Source organism: Pseudonocardia xinjiangensis (assembly GCF_050948425.1).
Classification (GTDB): Bacteria; Actinomycetota; Actinomycetes; order Mycobacteriales; family Pseudonocardiaceae; genus Pseudonocardia; species Pseudonocardia xinjiangensis.
Genome location: NZ_CP192009.1, coordinates 5,589,951 through 5,616,203, shown reverse-complemented (window position 1 = coordinate 5,616,203; position 26,253 = coordinate 5,589,951). Strand labels below are relative to the sequence as shown.

The following is a 26,253-nucleotide window of genomic DNA, read 5'->3' as shown; positions in this document are numbered from 1 at the left end:
GGCGGGCGGGGGTACCCGCCGGACGACCTGTCCACGGACGAGAGGGATGTCATGGTCGCCTTCGGCTACTCCTTGCTGTGCGAGCAGCGCGGGCCCCGCGAGCTCGTCGCCGACGCCGTCGCCGCAGAGGAGGCGGGATTCGACTTCGAGGTGATCAGCGACCACTACTTCCCGTGGCTCGACTCGCAGGGCCACGCGCCCAACGCCTGGCCCGTGCTCGGAGCGATCGCCGCCGCCACCGAGCGGGTGTCACTGATGACCTACGTGACCTGCCCGATCATGCGCTACCACCCGACCGTGGTGGCGCAGAAGGCGGCGACCGTCGCACTCCTGGCGGGCGAGGGCCGTTTCACCCTCGGCCTCGGGGCGGGGGAGAACCTGAACGAGCACGTCATCGGGAAGGGCTGGCCACCGGCGAACGTGCGGCACGAGATGCTCGGCGAGGCCGTGGAGATCATCGGGGAGCTGTTCGCGGGCGGTTACGTGAACCGCAGCGGCACCCACTACCGCGTCGACTCGGCGAAGCTGTGGGACGTCCCGGACGGCGGCGTCCCGATCGCGGTGGCGGTCTCGGGCAAGCAGTCGATCGAGACCTTCGCCCCGGTGGCGGACGCGATGGTCGCCGTCGAGCCGCTCCCGGAGCTGGTGCAGGGCTTCGACGCGGCCACCGGGGTGTCGCTGCCCAAGATCGGACAGCAGCCGATCAGCTGGGGTGTGGACCGCGACGAGGCGGTAGCCCGGGCCCACGACCAGTTCCGCTGGTTCGGCGGGGGCTGGAAGGTCAACGCCGAGCTGCCCGGCACCGCCGCGTTCGCCGCGGCCACCCAGTTCGTGCGCCCGCACGACGTCGCCGACGCGTTCCCCTGCGGCCCCGACGTGGCGGCGCACGTCGAGGCGGTGCGTCCCTTCGTCGATGCCGGGTTCACGCACGTCGCGCTCGTGCAGGTGGGCGGGGAGACGCAGACGGACTTCATCGCGTTCGCCGAGCACGAGCTGCTGCCGGCGCTCCGCGAGGAGTACGGCAAGCCCGAGAACGCCCGCATCCGCGTCCGCTGAGCCCTCTCCGTCACACATGGACACATGTCGCTGTCGCCACCGGCCTCGGAACAGCGACATGTGTCCATGCCGGGTGACGGGTCAGGTGCGGCGCGCGTAGCTCGACCTCGGCAGGTTGTACGCCAGGTCGACGGCCGTCTCCAGCGCCTCGTCCAGGCCCAGGCGGTGTTCGGCCACCAGCCTCGCGAGGTGCCCGGCGTCCACGCGGCGGGCGAGGTCGTGCCGCGCGGGGATCGAGACGAACGCGCGCGTGTCGTCCACGAACCCCGTGGTGTTGTAGAAGCCCGCGGTGTCGGTGATGGCCTCCCGGAAGCGGCGCATCCCGTCGGGGGTGTCGAGGAACCACCACGGTGCGCCGAGCCGCATGGCCGGGTAGACGCCGGCGAGCGGGGCGAGCTCGCGTGAGTAGGTGGTCTCGTCCACGGTGAAGACGACGATCCGGAACCGGGGGTCGCGGCCGAACGACTCCAGCAGCGGGCGCAGGCCCCGGGTGAACTCGGTGGCCACCGGGATGTCGAAACCCTGGTCGGGGCCGTGCAGGGCCCGCGCGGCGCGGTCGTGGTCGCGCAGGACGCCCGGGTGCAGCTGCATCACCAGCCCGTCCTCGCAGCTCATCCGGGCCATCTCGTGGAGCATGTGGCCCGCGAACGCGGCGGCGTCGGCGGGGTCGACCTGCCCCGCCCTCGCGTCGGCGTACACCCGGGCGGCCTCGGCCGGCGACAGCGGCGTGGTGTCGGTGCCGAGATGGCCGTGGTCGGTGGCCATCGCCCCGGCTTCGACGAACACCCGCCGACGCGCGCGCAGCGCCTCGCCGAACCCGTCGTAGGTGCCGGTGTCGATGCCGGTCAGCTCGGCCAGTCGGTCGACGTCGGCGACCCAGGCCGGCCGGTCGACGTACAGCAGGGCGTCCGGGCGGAACGTCGGCACGACCTTCTCGCCCCACCCCTGGTCGCGCAGGGTGGCGTGGTCGGGCAGCGTCGACAGCGGCGAGTCGGTGGTGGCCAGCACCTCGATCCCGAACCGCTCGAACAGGGCCCGTGGCCGGAAGTCGGGCTTGGCGAGCTGGTCGGCGAGGTGGTCGTAGAGCGCGTCGGCGGTGTCCTCACCGGGCTGGGTGGTCACCCCGAAGACCTCGTGCAGCTCGTGTTCGAGCCAGTACCGGGTGGGCGTGCCGCGGAACAGGTGCCATCCCGCGCAGAACCGCCGCCAGATCTCCCGGGGGTCGGTCTCGACGGTGCCGCCGCCGGTGGTGGCGACACCCAGGTCGCGCAGGTCGGCCCCCTGCGACACGAGCATCCGCAGCAGGTAGTGGTCCGGCACGACGAACAGGCTCGCCGGGTCGGAGAAGGGGCGGTCCTGGGCCAGGACGGCTGCGTCGACATGGCCGTGCATGCAGACCAGCGGGAGGTCACGGGTCGCGCCGTAGACCTCTCGTGCGACGGCCCGCGTCGCGGGGTCGGCCGGCAGGGCCCGGTCGTCATCGAGCAGCAGTGGACGCATGCGACCTCCAATTCGGTTTGCAAAGGATTGCAACATCCCGCATCGATTGGCAAGGATGCTCACAGATCCGGCCTTGACGGAGGCAACAAACGGTTTCAGACTCTCCCGCACGCGACACGATCCAACGCTGGGGGGACGCCGTGGCCGCCACGATCCGCGACGTCGCCACAGCGGCAGGCGTCTCGCAGTCCACCGTCTCCCGCGCCCTGTCGATGCCCGACCTCGTGAACCCGGCCACCCGGGCGCGGGTACTGGCGGCGGCCCGGCGGCTCGGCTACCAGCCCAACCGCGCGGCCCGCGGGCTGATCACCGGGCGCACCGGCAACCTCGGGCTGATCGTCCCGGATCTGTCCAACCCCTTCTTCTCCTCCGTGGTCAAGGGCGTGCAGGCGGCGGCGCGGGCCGCGGACTACTCGCTGTTCATCGCCGACACCGACGAGGAGGCCACCGCCGAGGTCGAGCTGCTGCTGGCGCTCACCCGGCAGGTCGACGGGATCGTCCTGTGCTCGCCCCGCACCCCCGACGCCGAGCTGGCGCGGGTCGGCGTCGAGAGCGCCGTGGTCCTCATGAACCGTCGCATCGAGGGGCGCCCGAGCGTCACCGTGGACAACGCCGACGGGATGCGGCAGGCGGTGGAGCACCTGGCGGCGCTGGGCCACGAGCGGATCGCGTACGTCGCCGGGCCGCGCACGTCGTGGTCCAACGGCCAGCGCGAGCAGGGCCTGCACCGCAGCGCGGAGGACACCGGCACCGACCTCGTGCACCTCGGTCACTTCCCGCCCCGGTTCGAGGGCGGTGTCGCCGCCGCGGACCTGGCGCTGGCCTCGGGCGCCACCGCGGTGATCGCCTACAACGACGTGGTCGCGCTGGGCCTGCTGAGCCGCCTCGGCGCGCGCGGGGTGTCGGTGCCCGACCAGATCAGCGTCCTGGGATGCGACGACATCAGCATGTCGGCGATGACGCACCCCGCGCTCACCACCGTCTCCATCCCCAAGCGGGAGGCAGGCCGGGCCGGCGTCGCGCTGCTGCTGTCCCTGCTGGCCGACACCGGCGCGGCGGCCGAGGGGGCTCCCGCACCGCACCGGGAGCTCCACGCCCAGCTCATCGTGCGCGCCACCACCGGCGTCGCCCCCCACCCCGACCGCCGGACGGCGGGCGGTCACTCCACGAAGGGAACCACCCGATGACGATGCGATGGCGCACCGCTCTGACCGCAGGTGGGGTCTGCGCGCTGCTGCTCATGACGGCCTGTGGCGCGCCGAGTGGACGACCGGGGGCGGAGGTGCCTGCCGGAGAGGTGCCCGACCGCCCGAGCGAGCCGGTGACGCTGAACGTGCTCGACATCGCGGGCAACCTCCAGCTCACGCAGGGGATGATCGACGACTTCGTGGCGCACAACCCGGACGTCGTCTCCCGCGTCACCTACGAGAAGGCGGCCGCGCCCGAGATGGCCGGCAAGATCAAGGCGCAGCAGGACGCCGGGCGGATCAACATCGACCTCGTGCTCACCGGCACCGACGGGCTCTCCGCCGGTGCCGAGCAGGGTCTGTTCACCCCGCTGCTGCCGCAGTTCGAGAGCCGGCTGACCGGGATGAAGGACTACCTCGAACCGGCCGCCGCCATGCAGGAGCTGGCCGGTGACCAGGGCGTCGTCGTCACCTACTACCCGTCGGGCCCGCTCCTGGAGTACGCCCCCGACCGGGTGCCGGACCCGCCGAACACCGCCGACGAGCTGCTCGCCTACGCCGCCGCCCACCCCGGCAAGGTCGGCTACGCCCGCCCGTCCAACTCCGGGCCCGGCCGCACGTTCCTGATGGGGCTGCCCTACATCCTCGGTGACTCCGACCCCAAGGACCCGATCAACGGCTGGTCGAAGACCTGGGCCTACCTCGCCGAGCTGGACAAGCACATCGAGTCCTACCCGTCGGGCACGGCGGACACGATGAAGAACCTGGCCAACGGCACCTACGACATCGTCGTCAGCACCACCGGCTGGGACATCAACCCCCGCGCGCTGGGCACCGTGCCCGCCGACTACAAGGTGACCGCGCTCGACGGGTTCACCTGGGTCACCGACGCCCACTACGCCGCGATCCCCAAGGGCGTCTCGGCCGACAAGCAGTCCGCCGTGCTCGCGCTGCTGGCGTTCATGCTGACCCCGCAGCAGCAGGCCAAGGCCTACGACACCGGCTACTTCTACCCGGGCCCCGCGATCAAGGGCGTCACGCTCGACATGGCGCCGCAGCAGAGCCGCGACGTGATCGCCCAGTTCGGCCGTCCCGAGTACGAGGCGCTGATCCGCGACCACCCCACGGCCACGCCGCTGGCCACGAAGGACATGGTCGCCGCCTTCGACCGCTGGGACCGCGAGATCGGCGGTGGGGGGCAGTGACGGAGGGGGCGTTCACCGAGCTCCGGCTCGACGGTGTGGGGCGCCGCTTCGCCGGCAAGGACGCGCTGGTCGACCTCGACCTGACGATCCGGGCGGGCGAGTTCATCGCGCTGCTCGGGCCGTCCGGGTGCGGGAAGTCGACCGCGCTGAACTGCCTGGCGGGGCTGCTGCCCCTCACCGCGGGGAGCATCTGGCAGCAGGGCCCGGACGGGGAGCGCCGGATCGACACGCTGCCGCCGGAGAAGCGCGGGTTCGGCATGGTGTTCCAGAGCTACGCCCTCTTCCCGCACATGTCGGTGCGCCGCAACATCTCCTTCGGGCTGCAGATGCGCCGGCTGGCCCGCGCCGAGGTCGCGCGCCGCACCACGGAGGCGATCCGCCTCGTCCAGCTGGAGGAGCACGCCGACAAGCTGCCCGGCCAGCTCTCGGGCGGCCAGCAGCAGCGGGTGGCGATCGCGCGGGCCGTGGTGCTCGAACCGTCGCTGGTGCTGATGGACGAGCCGCTGTCCAACCTCGACGCGAAGCTGCGGCTGGAGATGCGCTCGGAGATCCGCAGGCTGCACCAGTCCCTCGGACTCACCACGGTCTACGTCACGCACGACCAGGAGGAGGCGCTGTCGCTCGCCGACCGCCTCGTCGTGCTGCGCCAGGGGCGGGTACAGCAGATCGGCACCTCCGAGGAGCTGCACACCCGGCCGGCGAACTGGCACGTCGCTGACTTCATGGGCTTCCGCAACATCGTGGAGGTCGACGCCACCCACGTGGACGGCACCGACGTCGTGGTGCAGGGCGAGGGGTTGCGCCTGCGCGGCACGGCGACCGCGCCGACGGCCGTCGGCGACCGGGTCGTGGCCGCCGTGCGTCCCGAGGACGTGCTGGTCGGCGCCGCAGGTGCTGACGGGGCCGACGGGCCGAACGCGACGCCCGCCACCGTCGAGGTCGTGGGGTACCAGGGCCGCGAGCTCGCCGTCGAGGTCCGCACCGCGGCCGGGCGCGCGCTGCACCTGCGCACCGAGCAGCGGCTCGCCCCGGGCGACGCCGTCACCCTGACCGTCGACCCGGAACGGTTGCTCGTCTACCCGCTGGCGGCGGGCGAGCACGTCCCCGCACCGCTCGTCGCCCCCGGTGTCGTCGTGAAGGTGCCGTCGTGAGGGGGCCGTCGTGAGCCTCACCGTGGAGCGCGTGCCCGGCGAGGCGCGCCAGGCGCAGGATCCCGGGCTGCGCCACCGGCTGGCCGAGCGCGGCATCGACCGGCAGCTGCTGTTGCTGGTGCCGGCCGTGCTGTTCGTGGTGCTGCTGTTCCTCTACCCGTTCCTCTACGGGCTGCAGCTGTCCTTCGCCCCCGACGAGGGCGGCCCGCTGGCCAGCTACCAGGCGTTCTTCTCCGACCCCTACCAGAGCGGCACGATCTGGATCACGCTCAAGCTGGCGCTGCCCGCCGCACTGATCAACGTGCTGGCCTCGGTGCCCATCGCCTACCGGATGCGCGGCAGCTTCCGCGGCAAGCGGCTGCTGACGATCATCCTCGTCGTGCCGATCACGCTCGGCACCGTGCTCACCGCGCAGGGGCTGCTGAACTACCTCGGCCCGGCGGGCTGGTTCAACAAGATCCTGATGACGCTCGGGCTGATCGACGACCCCGTGCGACTGGTGAACAACTACTGGGGCGTGTTCTTCTCCCTGGTCATCACCGGTTTCCCGTTCGCGTTCCTGCTGATCCTGTCGTACCTGTCGGGCATCGACCCCACCCTGGAGCGGGCCGCCGCGACGCTGGGTGCCGACTGGCGGCAGCGGTTCCGGCACATCACGCTGCCGCTGCTCGCGCCCGGCCTCGCCACCACGTTCTGCCTGGCCTTCGTGCTCGCGTTCAGCGTGTTCCCGTCGGCCGTGCTGGTGGGCAACCCGGCGGGGGAGACGCGCGTGCTCGCCCTCGCCGCCTACCAGGCCGCCTACGAGCAGTACGACTACTCGCTGGCCTCGGCCATCGCGATGGTGATGGGGGCCGTCGAGCTGATCGTCATCGGCGTGGTGCTGCTGTGGCGCTCGCGGCTCTACACCGGCTCGACGGGAGGCAAGGGCTGATGGCCACCACGGTGGCGCCTCGCGCGCGGCGCCGGATCGTCGGCAGCCCGAGCAGCTGGCTGATCTGGGGCGCGGTCGCGTTCTTCCTCGTGAACCTCGCCGGCGTGATCGGCGCGGTGCTCGTCAGCTCCTTCGGCACCCAGTGGTTCGGCACCTGGTTCCCGAACGGCTTCACCACCAGCTGGTACGCCACGGCCTGGCGGGAGTTCGGGCTCCTCGACGTCGTCGGCGTCACGCTGCAGGTGTCGCTGCTCGTGGTGGTGATCTCGGTGCTGATCGGCGTCCCCGCGGCGTACGTGCTGGCCCGGCGCACCTTCCCCGGCAAGAAGATCGTCTACTTCGCGTTCCTGCTGCCGATCCTGATGCCGCCGATCACCTACGGCATCCCGCTCGCGACCGTGCTCTACAAGTTCGGATTCGCGGGCAACGCCTCCGGTGTGGTGCTGGCCAACCTGGTGCCCTCGGTGCCGTTCGTGATCCTCACGATGACGCCGTTCATCGAGCAGATCAGCCCGAGCATCGAGTCGGCGGCACGGATGTGCGGCGCCACCACGCGGGCGCTGTTCCTCCGGGTGCTCGGCCCGCTGCTCGTGCCCGGGATGCTCGCGGCCGCGATCCTCGTGCTGGTGCGCACGGTGGGCATGTTCGAGCTCACGTTCCTCACCGCCGGGCCGGACTCGCAGACCCTCGTGGTCGCCCTGTACTACTCGATGTCGGCGGCCGGGATCAGGGCGCAGCAGTCCGTCGACGCGATGGCTGTGATCTACACGTCGACGATGCTGGTCCTTCTCGTCGTCGCGCTGCGGTTCGTCAACCCGACGCAGCTGGTGGCCAGGGTCAAGGAGACTCCCGAACCGTGAGCATGGACGTTCCCCGCCTCGCAACCTCGACTCTCGACGACATCACCCCCGGCGTGCCGGTGGGCGTCCGCCGCCCGGACGCCGCGATCGGCATCGTCCACCTCGGCATCGGCGCGTTCCACCGGGCGCACCAGGCGGTGTTCACCGAGGAGGCGATGGCGGCCGAGGGCGTCGGAAGCTGGGGCATCTGCGGGGTGACGCAGCGCTCGCGCGGCGTCGTCGACCAACTGGCCCCGCAGGACGGCCTGTACGGCGTGCTCGAGCGCAGCGACCGTGAGGTCTCGGTGCGGGTGGTCGGGTCCGTGCTCGAGGTCGTGTCGGCCGCCGAGCAGCCGGAGCTGGTGCGGTCGCGGATCGCCGACGCGGCCGTCGGCGTGGTGACGCTGACCGTCACGGAGAAGGGGTACCGGCGCGAACCCGGCGGCCGGCTCGACCTCCGTGACACTGCCGTGCAGGCGGACCTGGCGGGCACCGCGGCGCCGGAGACGGCGATCGGCAGGCTGGCGCGCGGTCTGCAGCGGCGCCGGGAGGAGAACGGCGCCCCCCTCACCGTGCTCTCCTGCGACAACCTCGTGGGCAACGGCGAGGTCGTCCGCACGCTGGTGGCGGACTTCTGCGCCGCGCTGCCGGCCGCGGAGGGCCAGCCGCTGTGGGAGTGGGTGACGTCGAACGTGTCGTTCCCGAGCAGCATGGTCGACCGGATCGTGCCTGCCACCACCGACGACGACCGGGAGCAGGCCCAGCACCTGATGGGCCTGCGGGACGCCGGGCTGGTGGTGGCCGAACCGTTCCGCCAGTGGGTGATCGAGGACCACTTCGCCGGACCCGTTCCCGCATGGCACCGGGTCGGCGCCACGCTGACCGCCGACGTCGCCCCGTACGAGGCGGTGAAGCTGCGACTGCTGAACGCCACCCACTCCCTGCTGGCCTACACGGGAGCGCTCGCCGGCTACGAGACCATCGCCGAGGCCGTCCGGGACGAGACCCTGGCCGCGGCGGCCGCGTCGCTCATGGCGGAGGACGCGCTGCCCACGCTGCGCCGTCCCGACGACCTGGACCTGGACGACTACCAGCGGTCGGTGCTGGACCGCTTCGCCAACCCCGCACTGCGCCACCGCACCACGCAGGTGGCGATGGACGGCTCGATGAAGCTGCCCGTCCGGCTGCTCGGCACGGTCCGCGACCGGCTGCGCGCCGGTGCCGAACCGCGGTGGGCCGCGATGGCCGTGGCGGCGTGGATGGTCTACGTCGCCAGGGGACGCGACGCCGCCGGGCGGGCACTCCCGCTGGACGACCCACTGGCCGACCGGCTGCGCGCGGCCGCCGCGGGCTCGGACGGCGGCCTGGTCGAGCGCATGCTCGCCGTCGACGAGGTCTTCGACCCGGAACTGCGGGACTCCGAGGTGCTGCGTTCCCTGCTCGCCGAGCGCGTCGAGGAACTGCTGGTCACCCGCTGAGCAACGGCGGCAGCTCCCGGGCCGCCGTGGCCAGGCTGGGGCCGTACCAGGTGAGCAGCCTGCCGCTCACCAGCACCGCCGGCACGCCCGGGAATGCCTCGGGGCCGTCGTCGGCGGTGAAGAGGTACGGCTCGTCGGGCAGCACCACGAGGTCGTGCTCCGGCAGCGCGGCGGGGTCGAACCGCGGGTAGCGCTCGGCGTGCCCGGCCAGGACGTTGTCCACGCCGAGGCGGGCCAGCACGGCGCCGGTGAAGGTGTCGCGCCCGACCGCCATCCAGGGCTTGCGCCAGATCGGCACCACGGCCCGGCGGCGGTGGGTGGGCTCCGGTAGCGCGCTCCAGGCGGCCTCGGCGTCGTCGAGCCAGCCCGGCCGGTCGAGCCCGCACGCCCCCAGCATCCGGGCCAGCGACGCGAAGGCGCCGTCGACGGTACGGATGTCGGTGACGTACACGGGCACGCCCGCGGCGCGCAGCGCATCGAGATCGGGGAGGCGGTTCTCCTCCTGGTTGGCCACCACGAGGTCGGGCGCGAGGTCGACGATCGCCGCTACGTCCGGGTTCTTGGTGCCCTTGACCCGGGTGACGTCGAGGCCGGCGGGATGGGTGCACCAGGCGGTGGCCCCGACCAGCAGACCGGGCGCCGTCTCGGCCACGGCCTCGGTGAGCGAGGGGACGATCGACACCACCCGCCGGACGTCGGCGGCCACCGGCACGGCCCGACCCTCGTCGTCGACCACCACCCCCCGACCCTATCCGCCCCCGGACCGCCCGGCCGGTCCGTCGCGGGCGACTCGCGCACGCGGGACGGGCGACTCGCGCACGCGGGACGGGCGACTCGCGGGTGTGCAGCGCCACCCCTCCGCGAGTCGCCCGGATCCGCCGCGCGAGTCGCCCGGATTCGCCGTGCGAGTCGCCCGGATTTGCCGCGCGAGTCGCCCGGTTTCGGCGCGCGAGTCGCCCGGGTTCCGTGGAGGCGGCCGTTGATCGGTGCGAGATCTGTTTGTTCGCCCTCTGCCGGGCCGAAAGCGGGGTCTCGCAGCGACCATCGCCGCGTGAGGAACGTCATCGGCGGGGAGATCGGGGCGTGGGTGCTGGGTTAGCTTGGCCCGGAGTTGGTCGCCCGACGCTTCGCCCGCAGATCTCCGGGAGGTCCCCATGATCGGTGCCACCGCATGAGCGGCCCCGTGCCGCAGCCGGGCCCGTCCCGGGTGGTGGACGAGGCCACGGGGCACGTCGGCCCCATCGACGCCTCGCTCACCCCGCGCTACGCCGGGCCGGCCACGTTCGCGCTGCTCCCTCGGCTCGGGGAGGTGACCAGTGCCGACGTCGCCGTGCTGGGCGTCCCGTTCGACGCCGGGGTCAGCTACCGGCCCGGTGCCCGGTTCGGGCCGTCGCACGTGCGGGAGAGCTCGCGGCTGCTCCGGCCCTACAACCCGGCCACCGGGCTGGCGCCGTTCGCGGTGCAGCAGGTGGCCGATGCCGGTGACCTCGCCGTCAACCCCTTCGACATCGCGGAGGCGATCACCGCGATCGAGCGGGGAGCCGACGCCCTCAGCGGCTCGGGGACGCGGCTGCTGACGATCGGCGGCGACCACACCATCGCGCTGCCGCTGCTGCGTTCCGTCGCGCGCCGGCACGGCCCCGTCGCGCTGGTGCACTTCGACGCCCACCTCGACACCTGGGACACCTACTTCGGCGCGCCCTACACCCACGGCACCCCGTTTCGCCGCGCTGCGGAGGAGGGGCTGCTCGACTCGGAGGCCGGCCTGCACGTGGGCATCCGTGGCCCCGTGTACGGCTCGGGTGACCTCGACACCGACCTGCGCCTCGGCTTCGCCACCGTGACGTGCCCGGACATCGAGGCCGAGGGGATGCGCGGGGTGTTCGAGCGCATCCGGGCCAGGGTGGGGGACCGGCCGGTGTACGTCTCGGTCGACATCGACGTGCTCGACCCCGCGCACGCCCCCGGTACCGGCACACCCGAGGCAGGCGGGATGACCAGCCGCGAGCTGCTGGCCGCGCTGCGCGTGTTCGGTGGGCTGAACCTGGTGGGGGCCGACATCGTGGAGGTGGCTCCCGCCTACGACCACGCGCAGCTCACGGGGATCGCCGCCGCACACGTCGGCTACGAACTGCTGTGCGCGATGGGCGAGCGCGCAGTGTCGGCCCCGTGACAGCGGCGCTGCTCCGCCTCGCCTGAGATCACGCCCGGAACGGGAACTGTTTGCTCCGCGATGTGGTTCTTCCCGTCGTGGTGGAACACGTCCTGGACAACGCCGTGTGGGCTGCGCTCACAGGAGCGCACGCCGACCTCGCAGAACGACGGGGCCGCACGGCCCGCTACCGGCCGGACGTGTCGCCGTTCGCCGCCCTGCCCAGCGAGCCGGACGAGGGGGACTGGGCCGACCTCGCCGCCGTCGCCGGCCCGAGCGGGGAGGTCGTGATCACCGGCCGCCCGCGCACGCCGCCGTCCGGCTGGGAGGTCCTCGGCGCGGGCGAGGGAGTGCAGATGGAGGGCTCCGCGCTGGAGGTTCGCCCCGATCCCGAGGCCGTCCTGCTCGGTGCCGCCGACGTGCCGGAGATGCTGGACCTGGTGGCCCGCACGCGCCCCGGCCCGTTCGAGCCGAACACCCGCCTGATGGGCACCTACCTCGGGATCCGCGACGGTGGCGCACTCGTCGCCATGGCCGGGGAGCGGGTGCGCCCGCCGGGCTGGTCGGAGATCAGCGCGGTGTGCACCGACCCGGCCTACCAGGGCCGGGGCCTGGCGTCGCGGCTCCTCCGGGCGGTCGGCGCGGTGATCCGGGAGCGGGGCGACGTCCCGTTCCTGCACGCGGCGGGGAGCAACACCACGGCGATCCGGCTCTACGAGCACCTGGGCTTCACCCTGCGCCGCCGGGTGCAGTTCGCGGCCCTGCGCACGCCGGCCTCCGTTGCAGCAAAGCCACTTTCACGCAACGAGGTTGCATGAAAGTGGCTTTGCTGCAATTCGGGGAGGCCCTCACCGCGGGGGTGCGGGCGGGGGCGGGGGTGGGAGGAGGGGTCTGCTGCGCAGGAAGTCCTGCAGCACCCCGACCGGCGGGGTGAGTGGGCGGTCGCGTACCCGCACGAGACCGATCGTCCGTGTCGTGCGGGGCTCGGTGATCGGCAGCTCCACCACGCCGGGGGTGGCAGGGTGAGCAGCTACCGGTAGCAGCGCCACGCCCAGGCCGGCGCCGACGAGCCCGCGCAGGGTCTCGACGTCCCCGCCCTCGAACGCCACCCGCGGCACGAACCCGGCCTCCCGGCACCACGCGTCCACGGTGCCGCGCATGCCGAAGCCCGGCAGGAAGCCGACGAACGGGTCCCGGGCGGCCTCGGCGAGTGCGACGCCGCCGGTGCGCGCCGCGAGCGGATGGTCGGCCGGGACCGCGAGCCGCAGCTCCTCCTCGCCGAGCGGCTCCGTCTCCAGCCCGGGCTCGTCCGGCAGGGGTGAGGTGAGGGCCAGGTCGGCGTCTCCCGCCCGGAGCCGATCGAGCAGCAACGCGTGGGGCCCCTGCACCAGGTCGAAGCGGATACCGGGGTGGAACGCCCGGAAGTCGCGCAGGAGCCGGGGGACCGCCGCGGCGCCCAGTGTGGACAGGAAGGCGAGACCCACCCGGCCGCGCAGCTCGTCGGCGTCGCCCCGGATCTCCCGGACGGCCGCGGCGATCTCGCCCAGCGCGCGCTCCGCGTGCCGCAGGAGGGTGCGGCCCTCCCGGGTGAGGCGCACCGTGCGACCGGTCCGGACGAACAGCCCGACGCCGAGATCGGCCTCCAGCCGGGCGATGCTGCGGCTGAGCGTCGACTGCGGGACGCCGATCTCCTCCGCCGCATGGGTCATGTGCTCGGCCCGCGCGACGGCGACGAACTGGCTCAGCCGGGGCGCGATGGCGAGGGCGCCGATCTCATCCATAACTGCATCATGGCCTAGCCGAAGATGCATTGGACGCATCGGTCTTCCCGTCCTACGGTCGATAGCGATGACAACGACCTCTGCTGACGCCGCTCCCGCCGCCACCACCGGCCACGAGCGGGGCACCCCCGGCTACCGCCGGCTCGGCGCGGCGATGTGGTGCGCGGGTCTCGCCACGTTCGTGCTGGTCTACTGCGTGCAAGGGCTGCTCCCGACGCTGGCCGACCAGTTCCACCTCTCGTCGTCGACGTCGAGCCTGGCGCTGTCCGCGACGACGGGGGCACTCGCCATCGCCGTGGTGCCGCTCGCCACGCTGGCCGAGTCGTGGGGCCGCGTGCGGGTGATGACGATGGCACTGGCGACCACGGCCGTGCTGGGCGTGCTCGCCCCCCTGGCGCCGAACTTCCCCGCGCTCGTCGGGATCCGGGCGCTGCAGGGGGTGGCGATCGCCGCGCTCCCGGCGCTCGCGATGTCCCACATGACGCGCGAGGTGGCGCCGCGGTGGCTCGGCAGCGCCGTCGGGCTCCTGATCGCGGGGAACACCCTCGGTGGGCTCTCGGGGCGGCTGATCGCCGGAGCCGTGGCCGACGTCGCGGGCTGGCGGATCGCCCTCGGAGTGATCGGCGTGCTCTCGATCATCTGCACGGTGGTGTTCCGGTTGTTGCTGCCTCCCGCGCAAGCTCCGGCGCCCGCGCAGGTGCGGCTCGGCGAGCTGGGCCCGCTCGTGCGCGTGCACCTGCGCGACCCCGGCCTGGTGTGCCTGTTCGGTATCGGGTTCCTGCTGATGGGCGCCTTCGTGACCGTCTACAACTACCTGGGCTTCCGGCTGCTGGCCCCGCCGTTCGACCTGCCGCCCCAGCTCGTCGGCCTGATCTTCCTCGGCTACATCGCCGGCACCTGGGCGTCGACGACCGCCGGCCGGCTCGGTGACCGGATCGGGCGGCGCAAGGTGATGTGGGGTGCGGTGCTCGTCGGTGTGCTGGGTGCGTGGGTGACGGTGCCGGACCACCTGCTCGCCGTGCTGGCCGGCCTCCTGCTCGTCACGATCGGGTTCTTCGGCGCCCACTCCCTGGCGAGCAGCTGGGTCGGCAGGCGCGCGACGCTCCTGCCCGGCGGGTCGCCGGGCGTGGCGTCCTCGCTGTACCTCTGCACGTACTACCTGGGCAGCAGCATCGGCGGGGCCGTCGGGGGCATCGCCTACGACGAGGCCGGCTGGCTGGGTGTGGTGGTCTACGTGAGCGGGCTGCTGGTGGCGGCGCTGGGACTGGCCCTGTGGCTGCGCAGGGTCCCCGCCCCGCAGCACGTCGCCGCTACGGCGTGACCGAGTCGAGGAAGCCGAGCAGCGCGCGGTCCACCTGCTCCGCCGCCTCCTGCTGGACCCAGTGGCCTGCCCCGTCGACGATCACCGTGCCGCGGTGGTCGTCGAGCCATTCGTCCTGCCTGCCGGGCGAGGTCATCGCCAGCACCGGGTCGAGCTGCCCGCCGATGAAGAAGCTCGGCACCGTGACGTGCGCGCCGGCGAGCTGTGAGGTGAGCTCCCAGTTGCGGTCGACGTTGCGGTACCAGTTCAGGCCGCCGGTGAAGCCCGTGCGACGGAACTCCGCCACGTAGTGCTCCAGCTCGGCAGGCTCCAGCCAGCCCGGCAGCTCCTGCGGCTCCGGGAAGCGGTCGATGAACCCGCGGCCGTCGTCGTCGCCGCGCAGGATCTCGCCGGCTCCCCGCTCGGTCCGGGTGCCGGCGAGCAGCCGTCGCATCGTCCGCGCGGGGTCGGCGTCCAGCTCCGCGTCGGCGACGCCGGGCTCCTGGAAGTAGAGGATGTAGAAGAACGAGTCGCCGGTCGCGGCGCGCCAGAGCTCCGTGGGCGGCCGCTGTGCCCGCGGTGTGAACGGCACGCTCATCCCGCACACACCCGCGACGCGGTCGGGGTGCAGCAGGGCGGTCTGCCAGACGACCGACGAGCCCCAGTCGTGGCCCACGAACACGGCCTTCTCCTCGCCGAGCTCGTCGAGCAGGGCGATGAGATCACCCGTGAGATGCAGGATGTCGTACTGGTCGATGCCCTCCGGGGCCGACGTCCGGCCGTATCCCCGCTGGTCGGGGGCGATCGCCCGGTAGCCGGCCGCGGCGACCGCGCCGATCTGGTGCCGCCAGGAGTAGGCGAGCTCCGGGAACCCGTGGGCGAAGATCACCGGTGGCCCGCTCCCCTCCTCCACCACGTGCATCTCGATGCCGTTGACGTCGACGCTGCGCTGGGGCACGGGGCGGACTCCTTGCCGGGACATCCTGGCGACGGCCCTTGTCAGACCGTAATACTCCGCCGGAGCTACGCCGGTCCCGGCGCGATGGCGCGCAGCCTGCCCTTCTGCACCTTGCCGGAGCCGGTGCGCGGCAGCGCGTCGACCAGCTCGAAATCGACGGGGACCTTGTACTTCGCCAGCCGTTCGGCCACGTGCTGGTGCAGTTGCCGGGCGCCTGCCGTGGCGCCGGGGCGCAGCACCACGAACGCCTTGCCTGCCTCGCCCCATTTCTCGTGCGGGACGCCGATGACCGCGCACTCGGCCACCGCGGGGTGCTCGAACAGCACGCCCTCCACCTCCGCGGGGTACACGTTCTCCCCGCCGGAGATGTACATGTCCTTCAGCCGGTCGACGATGTGCAGGTGCCCGTCCTGGTCGACGGTCGCGAGGTCCCCGGAGTGGAACCAGCCGTCGGTGAACGCCGCGGCCGTGGCTGCCGGGTCGCCCCAGTAGCCGGGGGTGACGTTGGGCCCCCGCACGAGCACCTCGCCCGGCTCGCCGACCTCGACGTCGGTGAGGTCGGGGCGGACCACCCGCACGTCGGCGAAGAAGACCGGCACGCCGGCCGACCCGGCCTTGGCGACGCTCTCCCGCGCCTCCAGGAACGTGGCGCCCGGCGCGGTCTCGGTGAGCCCGTAGCCCTGGCAGAACACGAGCCCGCGGTCCTGGAAGGTCGTGATCAGGGCCGGTGGCACGGGCGCACCACCGGTCATGAGGTTGCGGAGCGACGACAGGTCGGCGGTGCACCACCGCGGCGACCGGGCGAGCTCGGCGAACATCGTGGTGACCCCGAACATCCACGTGATCCGGTGCCGCGCGATCAGGTCGTAGCAGGAGTCCACGTCCCAGCGCGGCATGATCACCGAGCAGCCGCCCTTCAGGAAGGTGGGCAGCAGCGTCTGGTTCAGGGCCGCGACGTGGAACAGTGGGGCGCTGACCAGCGTGACCTCGTCGGAGGCGACGTCGACACCGATCATGATGTTGACGCAGTTCCACACGACGTTCGCGTGGGTGAGGACGGCTCCCTTCGGGCGCCCGGTCGTGCCGGAGGTGTAGAGGATCAGCGCCGGCTCGTCCTGGTGCACGGGTTCGTCGATCGGGGTCGGGTCACCGGAGCGCACCCAGGGCTCGTAGTCGATCTCGCCGGCCGCCGGGTCGCGGAGGGCGACGACCGCCCGCAGCGCCCCCCGGTCCGCCGGTGCCGGGCAGTTCGGCGCGCGGACCAGCACCGAGGCTCCGGAGTGCTCGATCATGTACCCGATCTCGGGGGCGGCCAGCCGCCAGTTCAGCGGCACGAAGACGGCGCCGAGCAGGTGGGTGGCGAACAGCGTCTCGGCGAACGCCGGGTGGTTCGGGCCGAGGAAGGCGACCCGGTCGCCGCGGCGCACACCGGCCGAACGCAGCTGTGCGGCCAGCCTCGTCGCCCGCTCGTACACCTCGGCGAACGTGGTCGTCGCATCCTCGTGGACGAACGCGGCGCGCCCCGGCGACATCTGCGCCCGCCGCGCAGGCCACCCCCCGATGCCGTGGTTGCGCATGCTCAGCTGATCGTCGTCGTCGTGGCGGCGGCCGGGGACGGTGGGTTCTCGGTGAGGCTGTTCCCGCTCGTCTCCGCGAGCAGCACCACGCACACCACGGTGAGCAGGCAGAACCCGGCGATGATCAGCGAGATCGTCGTCGTCGAGCCGCCGCCGGCGAGAACGGAGGCGAACAGCACCGGCGCGAGCCCGGCGCCCAGCCCGGACAGCTGGTAGCCCAGCGACGCGCCGGTGTACCGGCTGCGGGTGCTGAACAGCTCCGTGCACAACGCGGCGAGCGGCCCGTACATCGCCGGCTGGATCACGGCCTGCCCGATCACCAGCGCGACCACGAGCACCACGACGTCACCGCTGTCGACCATCGGGAACAGCAGGAAGCTGAACACCGCCATCGCCACCGCCCCGGCGAGGACGACGGGCCGGCGTCCCAGTCGATCCGACAGCGCCGAGAAGCCGATGATGCCGATCACGGCGAGCACCGAGGACAAGGTGAGGCCGTTCAGCACGGTCTGGCGGCTGTAGCCGGCCTCCACCCCGTAGGCGATGAGGAACGTGGTCAGCGTGCCCTGCGCCACGAACGCGGCCAGCCCGATCCCCACGGCGAGCAGCAGGTTGCGGGGGTGGTTGCGCAGCACGTCGAACAGCGGGACGCGCGCGGTCTTCCCGGCTGCCGCGAAGACCGGCGTCTCCTCGACCTTGAGCCGGATGAACAGGCCGATCCCGAGGAGCAGGATGCTGAGCAGGAAGGGCACCCGCCACCCCCAGACGAGGAACGCCTCCTCGCCGGCGATCGCCGCGGACGCCGTGAGCGCGACGGTCGAGAGCACCATGCCGCAGGGCGCACCGGCGTTGGTGAAGCTCGCCCACAGCCCGCGGCGGGATGTGGCGTGCTCGGCCGACATCAGCACCGCGCCGCCCCATTCGCCGCCGACGGCCACGCCCTGCAGGATGCGCAGCGTGACGAGAATGATCGGCGCCCAGATGCCGATCTGCCCGTAGGTCGGGAGCGCCCCGATCAGGAAGCTCACGACGCCCATCAGCGTCATGGTCGTGACCAGCATCTTCTTCCGGCCGATGCGGTCGCCGAAGTGGCCGAACAGGATCCCGCCGAGCGGCCGGGCGAGGTAGCCCGCCGCGAACGTCCCGAAGCTCGCCACGGTTGCCGTCAACGGATCGAGCGTGGAGAAGAACACCTTCCCGAACACCACCGCGGAGGCGGTGGCATAGAGCAGGAAGTCGTAGTACTCGATCACGCTCCCGACGAAGCTGGATGCGACCGCACGTCGGAGCTGGACGGTGGAGTGGGTGGTGGCTGCCGGGTTCGCCATGGTGGACATCCCTACGTTGGGCGCGGGCGAGGGGTTATGCGTAGTGCCGGAACAGCGCCTGTGCGACACAGGCCGGTTTCGTGGAGCCGTCGATCTCGATCGTGAAGGTCAGGGCCATCTGCACGCCGTTCCCGCCGACCTCGTCGACGGAGTCGACCGTGCCGTGCAGCCGGATCCGGCTGCCGACGGGGACGGGGCTGGGAAAGCGCACCTTCTCCAGCCCGTAGTTGACGCTCATCGACGTCCCGCGGATCTCCAGCAGTTCGCCGAAGAGCGGGATGATCAAGGACAGCGTCAGGTAGCCGTGCGCGATCGTCGTGCCGAAGGGGCCGGTGCGGGCCCGCTCCGCGTCGACGTGGATCCACTGGTGGTCATCGGTCGCATCGGCGAAGGTGTCGACGCGGTCCTGGGTGATCTCGTGCCATGCCGTGACGCCGAGATCGGCGCCGGCGAGCGCCGTGAGCTCCTCGATGCCGGTGGCAACGGTGGTCGCAGCGTTGGTCATGACCGCCGCTCCGTGAGGCCGAGCAGCGCGGCGGCGTTGTCCTTGAGGATCTTCGGCCGGACCTCCTGCTTGATCTCCAGCTTCGCGAAGTCCGCCAGCCAGCGGTCCGGCGTGATGACCGGGTAGTCCGAGCCGAACAGCACCTTGTCCTTGAGCAGCGAGTTCGCGTACCGGATGAGCTGCGGCGGGAAGTACTTCGGCGACCACCCGGACAGGTCGATGTAGACGGACGGCTTGTGGGTGGCCACGGCCAGCGCCTCGTCCTGCCACGGGAACGACGGATGGGCGAGAATGATCCGCAGGTCGGGGAAGTCGACGGCCACGTCGTCGACGAGCATGGGGTTCGAGTACTTCAGGCGGATTCCGCCCCCGCCGGGCACGCCGGCGCCGATCCCGGTCTGGCCGGTGTGGAACAGCGCGGGGACGCCCAGCTCCTCGATCGCCTCGTAGAGCGGGTAGGCCATGGGGTCGTTCGGGGAGAAGCCCTGCATGCTCGGGTGGAACTTGAACCCGCGCACGCCGTGGTCCTCGACGAGCCGCCGCGCCTCGCGCACGCCCGCCCGGCCCTTCCACGGGTCGACGCTGGCGAACGGGATCAGCACGTCGGCGTGCTCCGCGCAGGACTGCGCGACCTCCTCGTTGGCGATCCGCGGGTGTCCCGTGGCGTGCTCCGCATCGACCGTGAACACCACCGCCGCCATGCGGCGTTCGCGGTAGTATGCGGCCATCTCCGGGATCGTCGGCCGGCGGTGGTCGTGAGCGCCGAAGTAGTCGGCCGAGGCATCGAACAGCTCGGGGCTCAACGACACGTGACCGGTGGCGGACACCTCGGCGTGGGTGTGGACGTCGATCGCGACGAGCGCGTCGACGTCGATCGTGGCGGTGGATGCGCTCACGGCTGCCCCGCCCGAACGGCGGGCATCGGAATGCCGTAGGTCTCCGGGGTGCTGCCGAGGCCGCCCGGCCACGCGGCCGCGATGGCGTCGGCGCTCCAGCCGCCCTCGGCGTAGGCCGTCGCGCGCTCGTGCGGGTGGGCCCACAGGGTGAGCTTGTCGCCGCCGATGCCGATGGCCTGCCCGGTGACGTCCGCCGCCGCGTCAGAGGCCAGGAAGACCACCAGGCCGGCGACGTCCTGGGCCGTACCGAACCCCTCGTCGTGGCGCAGCCATGATGGAAGCGGCTCGGCCCGCTGCTCCAGCGCCTCGACGTACGGGGCGAACGCCGGGATCGTGCGGGTCATGTCGGTGGCCGCCACCGGGACGATCGCGTTCGCCGTGATCCCGGCCTTCGCCAGCTCCAACGCCCAGGTCCGCGCCATCGCGGCGATCCCGGCCTTGGCGGCCGCGTAGTTCGTCTGACCGAAGTTGCCGCGCTGTCCGGCAGGGGACGCGGCGAGGATCAGCCGGCCGCCGGTGCCCTGCGCGCGCATCTGTACGACGGCCGCGCGGGCGCACGTGAACGTCCCTCGCAGGTGTACCTCGACCACGGCGTCGAAGTCCTCGTCGGTCATCTTCCACAGAACCCTGTCCCGCAGGATGCCGGCGTTGGTGACCATCACGTCGAGGTGTCCGAAGGCCGACACCGCGCGGTCCACGAGCCGGTCGGCGGCGTCGGCCGAGCCCACCGCGACGAGCTCGGCGACGGCCGATCCGCCGCGCTCGCCGATCCGCCGTACGGCGCGCTCGGCCGCGTCGGCGTCGACGTCGTTGACCACGACCGCGGCGCCCGCAGCGGCCAGCGCCTCGGCGTAGGCCAGCCCGAGGCCGCGACCGCTGCCGGTCACCACCGCCACCCGTCCTGTCAGGTCCATCGCCACATCCCTTGCTCGAATGCGGCGAAACGTTAGGCGCAACTGTGACGACCGTCAATGTTGTGCCCAGTATTGCCCGGGGCTACCCTCGCCGGGTGCCGATCCGAGACGACGAACCGGGCGTGGCGAGCGCCCGCCCGCAGTCGCTCATGCTCACCTTCCTCGGCATCTACGTGCGCGGACGCGACACCGCGGTCTACTCGGGCAGCGTCATCGAGGTCTTCGAGCGGATCGGCATCTCCGAGGAGGCCGTGCGCTCGACGCTGACCCGAATGGCCACGCGTGACCTCCTCGCCCGGCACCGGCGTGGCCGGAAGGTGTACCTCGCGCTCACCCCGCGCGCCGTGGCCGTCCTCGAGGACGGGTACCGGCGGATCTGGGAGACCGGTGCGGTCAACCGCGACTGGAACGGCAGCTGGACGCTCGTCGGCTTCTCGCTGCCGGACTCACGCCGCAGCGAACGCCACGACCTGCGATCGCAGCTGGTATGGGCGGGATTCGGACCGCTCCAGAACGGCCTGTGGATCGCGGCGGGCGAGGTCGACGTCGTGCGGATCGTCGAGGATCTCGGGCTCGCGGACGCCGTCACGGTGCTGACCGCACAGGCCACGAAACCGACCGAGTCGGCCGATCTCGTGGGCAAGGCGTTCGACCTGCCGACGATCGCCGCGCGCTACCAGGCGTTCCTGAGCCGCTGGGATGTCCCCGCTCCGGCCGTAGAGGCCCGTGACGACCTGGCCCGGCAGCTCCTGCTGCACACCGACTGGCTCCAGCTCGTCCGCCAGGACCCCCACCTGCCCGCCGAGCATCTCCCGGCCGGTTGGCCTGCCGTCCGCGCGGAGAAGGTGTTCCGCACGCTGGCTGCCCGGTACGACCCGGCGGCGGCCGGGATCGCGGCCGGGCTGCTCGACGAGATCGCGCTCCCGCCCGCCGCAGCAGGGTCGTGATCGCGACCTACATGTTGCGCCGGTACTGGCCGCCCACCTCGAAGAACGCGTCCGTCAGCTGGCCCAGCGAGCAGACGCGGGCGGCCTTCATCAGCTCGTCGAAGACGTTGCCGCCACCCGTCGCCACGTCCTGCAGGCGCCGGACCGCGGCCTGTGCCTCGCCGGTGTGCCGGGTGCGGAAGTCGGCGAGCCTGTCGAGCTGGCTCTTCTTCTCCGCCTCGGTGGCGCGGGCGAGCTCGATCTCGTGCGGCGCCTCCGACCCCTCCCGCACGAACGTGTTGACGCCGACGATCGGCAACGTGCCGTCGTGCTTGCGGTGCTCGTAGAGCATCGACTCGTCCTGGATCCGCCCGCGCTGGTACCCGGTCTCCATCGCGCCGAGCACCCCGCCGCGCTCGGAGATCCGGTCGAACTCGGCCAGCACGGCCTCCTCGACGAGGTCGGTGAGCTCGTCGATGACGAACGAACCCTGCAAGGGGTTCTCGTTCATCGACAGGCCCCATTCGCGGTTGATGATCAGCTGGATCGCCATCGCGCGCCGTACCGACGACTCGGTCGGCGTGGTCACCGCCTCGTCGAACGCGTTGGTGTGCAGCGAGTTCGCGTTGTCGTAGAGCGCGCACAGTGCCTGCAGGGTGGTGCGGATGTCGTTGAAGTCCATCTCCTGCGCGTGCAGCGACCGCCCCGAGGTCTGCACGTGGTACTTGAGCTTCTGTGACCGCTCGTTCGCGCCGTACCGCTCGCGCATGGCGACGGCCCAGATCCGCCGCGCCACCCGCCCGATCACCGAGTATTCCGCGTCCATCCCGTTGGAGAAGAAGAACGAGAGGTTCGGGGCGAAGTCGTCGACGTCCATCCCGCGGGCGAGGTAGCTCTCGACGAAGGTGAACCCGTTGGCCAGGGTGAACGCGAGCTGGCTGATGGGGTTGGCCCCGGCCTCGGCGATGTGGTAGCCGGAGATGGAGACCGAGTAGAAGTTCCGCACCTTGTGCTGGATGAACCACTCCTGGATGTCGGCCATCATCCGCAAGGAGAACTCGGTGGAGAAGATGCAGGTGTTCTGGCCCTGGTCCTCCTTGAGGATGTCGGCCTGCACCGTGCCGCGGACGTTCTGCAGGGCGAACGCCGTGAGCTCCTCGTGCTCCTGCGCCGACGGCTCCCGCCCGTGCTCGGCGCGGAACTTCTCGACCTGCTGGTCGATCGCGGTGTTGAGGTAGAAGGCGAGGATCGTCGGGGCCGGGCCGTTGATCGTCATCGACACCGAGGTCGTCGGCGAGGTGAGGTCGAACCCGTCGTAGAGCGCCTTCATGTCCTCGAGCGTCGCGATCGAGACGCCGGAGGTGCCGACCTTGCCGTAGACGTCAGGGCGCGTGTCGGGCTCGCGCCCGTAGAGCGTGACGGAGTCGAACGCCGTGGAGAGCCGTTTGGCCTCCGAGTCGGCCGACAGCAGCTTGAAGCGCCGGTTGGTGCGGAAGGCGTCGCCCTCGCCCGCGAACATCCGCGCCGGGTCCTCGCCCTCGCGCTTGAACGCGAACACCCCCGCGGTGAACGGGAACTTCCCGGGCAGGTTCTCCTTGCGCAGGAACCGCAGCAGCTCCGCGTCCTCGGTGTAGCGGGGCAGTGCGACCCGCCGCACCCGGTTGCCCGAGAGGGTCTCGCGGGTGAGCCGGGTGCGCAGCTCCTTGTCGCGGACCTGCACCACCATCTCGTCGCCCGAGTAGGCCTCGACGACCTCCGGCCACGTGTCGAGCAGCTGGGCGGCCTCCGCGGGAAGGGCCTGCTCCGCCTGCTCCAGCACGCCGGCCAGGCCACCCTCGTCGGCGCCGGCCGCCTGCAGCGCCGCGCGCGCGGTGCGGAGGTGCTGGCGCTGCCGGGCGGCGTCGACGGCCGCTGCGGTCCTCGCGTGGTAGTCGCGGACGGTGGCGGTGATGTCGGAGAGGTACCGCGTGCGCTGGGACGGGATGATCGCGGCGTGCTCCGAGGAGGTCTTCCGGTCGGTGCGCGGGAGCCTGCCCTCGCCGGTGACCAGCCCGTTCTCGCCGAGCAGCGGGACGATGTGCTGGTAGAGGGCGGTGACGCCGTCGTCGTTGAAGGTGGCGGCGCTCGTGCCGAAGACGGGCATGTCCTCCCACGACGCGCCGAACGCCTCGCGGTTGCGCACGAGCTGGCGGCCCACGTCGCGGCGGGCGTCCTCCGCGCCGCGCCGCTCGAACTTGTTGATCGCGACGACGTCGGCGAAGTCGAGCATGTCGATCTTCTCGAGCTGGGACGCGGCGCCGAACTCGGGCGTCATCACGTACAGCGAGCGGTCGGCGAACGGCACGATGCCGGCGTCGCCCTGCCCGATGCCCGGCGTCTCGACGATCACCAGGTCGAACGCGGCGGCCCTGAGCACGGCGAGCACGTCACCGAGCCGCTCCGGGAGCGAGGCGTCGGCGCCCCGGGTGGCCATCGAGCGGAAGAAGACCTGGTCGCCGCTGAGGGAGTTCATCCGGATCCGGTCACCGAGGAGCGCGCCTCCGCCCCGGCGGCGGGTCGGGTCGACGGCGAGCACGGCGATGCGGAGCTTGTCCTCCTGGTCGAGCCGGAACCGGCGCACCAGCTCGTCGGTGAGGCTCGACTTGCCCGACCCTCCGGTGCCGGTGACCCCCAGCACGGGAACCGGGCGGCGGGGCTCGAGGTCGAGGCCCGCCGGCAGCCGGCCGGCCTCGGCAAGGGTGAGCGTGCGGGCGAGCGTGGTGTGCTCGCCGGCGAACAGGCCGTCGAACGACGGCGGTGGCTGCTCGGCGAGATCGACGTCACATTCGCGGATCATCAGGTTGATCATCCCGGGCAGGCCGAGCCGCTGGCCGTCCTCGGGGGAGAAGATGCGGGAGACGCCGCGCGAGTGCAGCAGCTCGATCTCGGCGGGCACGATCACGCCGCCGCCCCCGCCGTAGACCTTCACGTGCCCGGCGCCGCGCTCGCGCAGCAGCTCGACGAGGTAGGTGAAGTACTCGACGTGCCCGCCCTGGTAGGAGCTGACGGCCACGCCCTGTGCGTCCTCCTGGATCGCCGCGGCGACCACCTCGTCGACGGAGCGGTTGTGGCCCAGGTGGATCACCTCGGCGCCCTGGCGCTGCAGGATCCGCCGCATGATGTTGATGGCGGCGTCGTGGCCGTCGAAGAGGCTGGCAGCGGTGACGAACCGGACCGGGTGGGTGGGCACGTGCAGCTCGGCCACGACACTCCTCCTCAGGCAGGACCAGATACTAGGGAATCCTACTATCGGAAGTACGAGTGTTGGACCGGCCGGACGGGGGTCACCCGTCGCGACGGTCCGCAGGGGACGGGCTTGCGGTCGGAAAGGCGGCGATGCCGGCACGAGCGCGCGTGCCGGCGATCACGTCATGGGTCGTGGTCAGGCCACCCGGCGGGTCGGCGAGATCTCGATGGTGGGCATCTCGATCTCGATGGTGGGCGGGTCCTGAGCGGGCGGCTCCACCGTTGGGGCGCTGACGGCGGGCCGCCGTAGCCGCTTGCTCACCAGGGGGGTCACCGCGCCGAGGGCCACCAGGGCCACGCCGGCCGCCGCGATCGAGGTGGCCGCGGCCTCCGGAGCGACCATGACCAGCACAAATGCCGTTGCCGGCCACCACATCAATGCCCGCAGCGGGGCGGGGACTGTCCATTCCCGTGCGTCGCGCGCCATGGCAATTTCCTACCCGATCCGGGTATCACCCATGCGGGCGCCCCCCGATGCGTACGCGCCGTCACAGGTGGGGGCCGTGGAGGGACTACCGTCACGGACGTGGAGCACGCCGACGCGCTGATCGAGCAGAACCGCTTACTCGGTGAGCTCATCGCCGAAGCCGACCCGACCCTCGAGGTGCCGAGCTGCCCCGGTTGGAACGTGCACCAGCTCCTCACCCATGTGGGGCGCCTGGACCGGTGGGCAGCCATGATCGTGCGCGAGCGGGCCGATGCCCGCGTAGAGGTGCGTTCGGTCCCCGACGGGAAGCCGCCCGCCGAGCTGCCCGCCGCTGTCGACTGGCTCACGGACAGTGCCCGCCTGATCCTCGACGCCGTCGCGGCCACCGGAGCGGACGCCCCTGTGTGGACGTTCGTCGGGTCGCGACCCGCAGCCTGGTGGGTCCGGCGGCGGCTGCACGAGTCGGTCGTCCACCGCGCCGACGTGGCCATCGCCCTGGGCGTCCCGTACGCCGTGGAGCCCGAGGTGGCGGCGGACGGCGTCTCCGAGTGGCTGGACCTGCTGGCCGCGCGCCCCGCGTCCGACGAGGCACCTCCGCTCGCTCCGGGGGCCATGCTGCACCTGCACGCCACCGACGAGGGGCTCGGCGCGGCGGGGGAGTGGATGGTGCGCGGCGGCGAGACCGGGCTCGCCTGGGAGCACGGTCACGGGAAGGGCACCGCGGCCGTCCGCGGGACTGCCGCCGACCTCCTGCTGGCGCTCATGCGCCGCATCGACGCGGACGCCCCGGGCCTGCAGGTGATCGGGGACGGGCCCACCTGGACGGCCTGGCGGGACCGCACCGCCTTCTGACCCGC

General features: G+C 72.2%; 23 protein-coding genes. 12 read left to right on the top strand and 11 right to left on the bottom strand.

The annotated features are described in order from the left end of the window. The first annotated feature begins 51 nt into the window (after positions 1-51). A complete protein-coding gene (locus ACQPZA_RS26380) occupies positions 52-1,056 on the top strand; it encodes a TIGR03557 family F420-dependent LLM class oxidoreductase (RefSeq protein WP_169398433.1) in 1,005 nt (334 codons plus the stop codon). Between the two features lie 81 nt (positions 1,057-1,137). Here ACQPZA_RS26380 and uxaC read toward each other — a convergent pair whose 3' ends face one another. Further along, positions 1,138-2,556, bottom strand: coding sequence for a glucuronate isomerase (gene uxaC, locus ACQPZA_RS26375; RefSeq protein WP_433274759.1), 1,419 nt, complete (start codon positions 2,554-2,556; stop codon positions 1,138-1,140). 140 nt (positions 2,557-2,696) lie between these two features. Here uxaC and ACQPZA_RS26370 point away from each other — a divergent pair, with 140 nt between their 5' ends. From ACQPZA_RS26370 to ACQPZA_RS26345, 6 genes are read left to right on the top strand one after another with little or no spacing between them, the layout of a single operon-like run. Further along, positions 2,697-3,743, top strand: a complete 1,047-nt coding sequence (locus tag ACQPZA_RS26370) for a LacI family DNA-binding transcriptional regulator (protein ID WP_433274757.1) — start codon at positions 2,697-2,699, stop codon at positions 3,741-3,743. Then, positions 3,740-4,948, top strand: coding sequence for an ABC transporter substrate-binding protein (locus ACQPZA_RS26365; protein ID WP_433274755.1), 1,209 nt, complete (start codon positions 3,740-3,742; stop codon positions 4,946-4,948). Before ACQPZA_RS26370 ends, ACQPZA_RS26365 begins: the two co-directional genes overlap by 4 nt. Next, positions 4,945-6,099: an ABC transporter ATP-binding protein gene (locus tag ACQPZA_RS26360; RefSeq protein WP_433274753.1), complete on the top strand. Its 1,155-nt coding sequence runs from the start codon at positions 4,945-4,947 to the stop codon at positions 6,097-6,099. The genes ACQPZA_RS26365 and ACQPZA_RS26360 overlap by 4 nt, the downstream gene beginning before the upstream one ends. Before the next feature lie 10 nt (positions 6,100-6,109). Next, entirely contained in the window at positions 6,110-7,030 is a 921-nt protein-coding gene (locus tag ACQPZA_RS26355; RefSeq protein ID WP_433274751.1) for an ABC transporter permease, read from the top strand. Beyond that, complete coding sequence (locus ACQPZA_RS26350) at positions 7,030-7,890, top strand: ABC transporter permease (protein WP_433274749.1); 861 nt, start codon at positions 7,030-7,032, stop codon at positions 7,888-7,890. Before ACQPZA_RS26355 ends, ACQPZA_RS26350 begins: the two co-directional genes overlap by 1 nt. 2 nt (positions 7,891-7,892) lie before the next feature. Further along, the gene (locus ACQPZA_RS26345; protein ID WP_433283000.1) at positions 7,893-9,347 is read left to right on the top strand and encodes a mannitol dehydrogenase family protein; all 1,455 of its coding nucleotides are present in this window, start codon (positions 7,893-7,895) and stop codon (positions 9,345-9,347) included. On the opposite strand, the gene ACQPZA_RS26340 is transcribed toward ACQPZA_RS26345, so the two are convergent. Then, a complete protein-coding gene (locus ACQPZA_RS26340) occupies positions 9,337-10,083 on the bottom strand; it encodes a helical backbone metal receptor (protein WP_433282998.1) in 747 nt (248 codons plus the stop codon). The two genes, ACQPZA_RS26345 and ACQPZA_RS26340, sit on opposite strands and share 11 nt — an antisense overlap. A 435-nt stretch (positions 10,084-10,518) precedes the next feature. Here ACQPZA_RS26340 and speB point away from each other — a divergent pair, with 435 nt between their 5' ends. Continuing rightward, a complete protein-coding gene (gene speB, locus ACQPZA_RS26335) occupies positions 10,519-11,520 on the top strand; it encodes an agmatinase (protein ID WP_433274747.1) in 1,002 nt (333 codons plus the stop codon). Between the two features lie 62 nt (positions 11,521-11,582). Then, complete coding sequence (locus ACQPZA_RS26330) at positions 11,583-12,317, top strand: GNAT family N-acetyltransferase (protein ID WP_433274745.1); 735 nt, start codon at positions 11,583-11,585, stop codon at positions 12,315-12,317. Between the two features lie 30 nt (positions 12,318-12,347). Here ACQPZA_RS26330 and ACQPZA_RS26325 read toward each other — a convergent pair whose 3' ends face one another. Then, complete coding sequence (locus ACQPZA_RS26325) at positions 12,348-13,280, bottom strand: LysR substrate-binding domain-containing protein (RefSeq protein ID WP_433274743.1); 933 nt, start codon at positions 13,278-13,280, stop codon at positions 12,348-12,350. A gap of 67 nt (positions 13,281-13,347) precedes the next feature. Here ACQPZA_RS26325 and ACQPZA_RS26320 point away from each other — a divergent pair, with 67 nt between their 5' ends. Then, positions 13,348-14,601, top strand: coding sequence for an MFS transporter (locus ACQPZA_RS26320; RefSeq protein WP_433274741.1), 1,254 nt, complete (start codon positions 13,348-13,350; stop codon positions 14,599-14,601). On the opposite strand, the gene ACQPZA_RS26315 is transcribed toward ACQPZA_RS26320, so the two are convergent. The 6 genes from ACQPZA_RS26315 to ACQPZA_RS26290 form a co-directional block, all read right to left on the bottom strand. Then, positions 14,591-15,538, bottom strand: a complete 948-nt coding sequence (locus ACQPZA_RS26315) for an alpha/beta fold hydrolase (RefSeq protein ID WP_433274739.1) — start codon at positions 15,536-15,538, stop codon at positions 14,591-14,593. The genes ACQPZA_RS26320 and ACQPZA_RS26315 overlap by 11 nt on opposite strands. 65 nt (positions 15,539-15,603) lie before the next feature. After that, on the bottom strand, positions 15,604-17,115 hold the full coding sequence (locus ACQPZA_RS26310) for an acyl-CoA synthetase (protein ID WP_433274737.1): 1,512 nt from the start codon (positions 17,113-17,115) through the stop codon (positions 15,604-15,606). Between the two features lie 2 nt (positions 17,116-17,117). Continuing rightward, entirely contained in the window at positions 17,118-18,443 is a 1,326-nt protein-coding gene (locus tag ACQPZA_RS26305; protein ID WP_433274735.1) for an MFS transporter, read from the bottom strand. A gap of 34 nt (positions 18,444-18,477) precedes the next feature. Next, entirely contained in the window at positions 18,478-18,948 is a 471-nt protein-coding gene (locus ACQPZA_RS26300) for a MaoC family dehydratase (protein WP_169397673.1), read from the bottom strand. Then, a complete protein-coding gene (locus ACQPZA_RS26295) occupies positions 18,945-19,823 on the bottom strand; it encodes an amidohydrolase family protein (RefSeq protein WP_433282996.1) in 879 nt (292 codons plus the stop codon). The genes ACQPZA_RS26300 and ACQPZA_RS26295 overlap by 4 nt, the downstream gene beginning before the upstream one ends. A 17-nt stretch (positions 19,824-19,840) precedes the next feature. Further along, the gene (locus ACQPZA_RS26290; RefSeq protein WP_433274732.1) at positions 19,841-20,758 is read right to left on the bottom strand and encodes an SDR family oxidoreductase; all 918 of its coding nucleotides are present in this window, start codon (positions 20,756-20,758) and stop codon (positions 19,841-19,843) included. 95 nt (positions 20,759-20,853) lie between these two features. Here ACQPZA_RS26290 and ACQPZA_RS26285 point away from each other — a divergent pair, with 95 nt between their 5' ends. Then, positions 20,854-21,705, top strand: a complete 852-nt coding sequence (locus ACQPZA_RS26285) for a PaaX family transcriptional regulator (RefSeq protein WP_433274730.1) — start codon at positions 20,854-20,856, stop codon at positions 21,703-21,705. A 7-nt stretch (positions 21,706-21,712) separates the two neighbouring features. Here ACQPZA_RS26285 and icmF read toward each other — a convergent pair whose 3' ends face one another. Then, complete coding sequence (gene icmF / locus ACQPZA_RS26280; RefSeq protein WP_433274728.1) at positions 21,713-24,928, bottom strand: fused isobutyryl-CoA mutase/GTPase IcmF; 3,216 nt, start codon at positions 24,926-24,928, stop codon at positions 21,713-21,715. A gap of 177 nt (positions 24,929-25,105) precedes the next feature. Further along, positions 25,106-25,396, bottom strand: coding sequence for a hypothetical protein (locus ACQPZA_RS26275; protein WP_433274726.1), 291 nt, complete (start codon positions 25,394-25,396; stop codon positions 25,106-25,108). A gap of 99 nt (positions 25,397-25,495) precedes the next feature. Between ACQPZA_RS26275 and ACQPZA_RS26270 the strand changes: the two genes are divergently transcribed. Then, positions 25,496-26,248, top strand: coding sequence for a maleylpyruvate isomerase family mycothiol-dependent enzyme (locus tag ACQPZA_RS26270; RefSeq protein ID WP_433274724.1), 753 nt, complete (start codon positions 25,496-25,498; stop codon positions 26,246-26,248). Positions 26,249-26,253 lie beyond the last annotated feature (5 nt).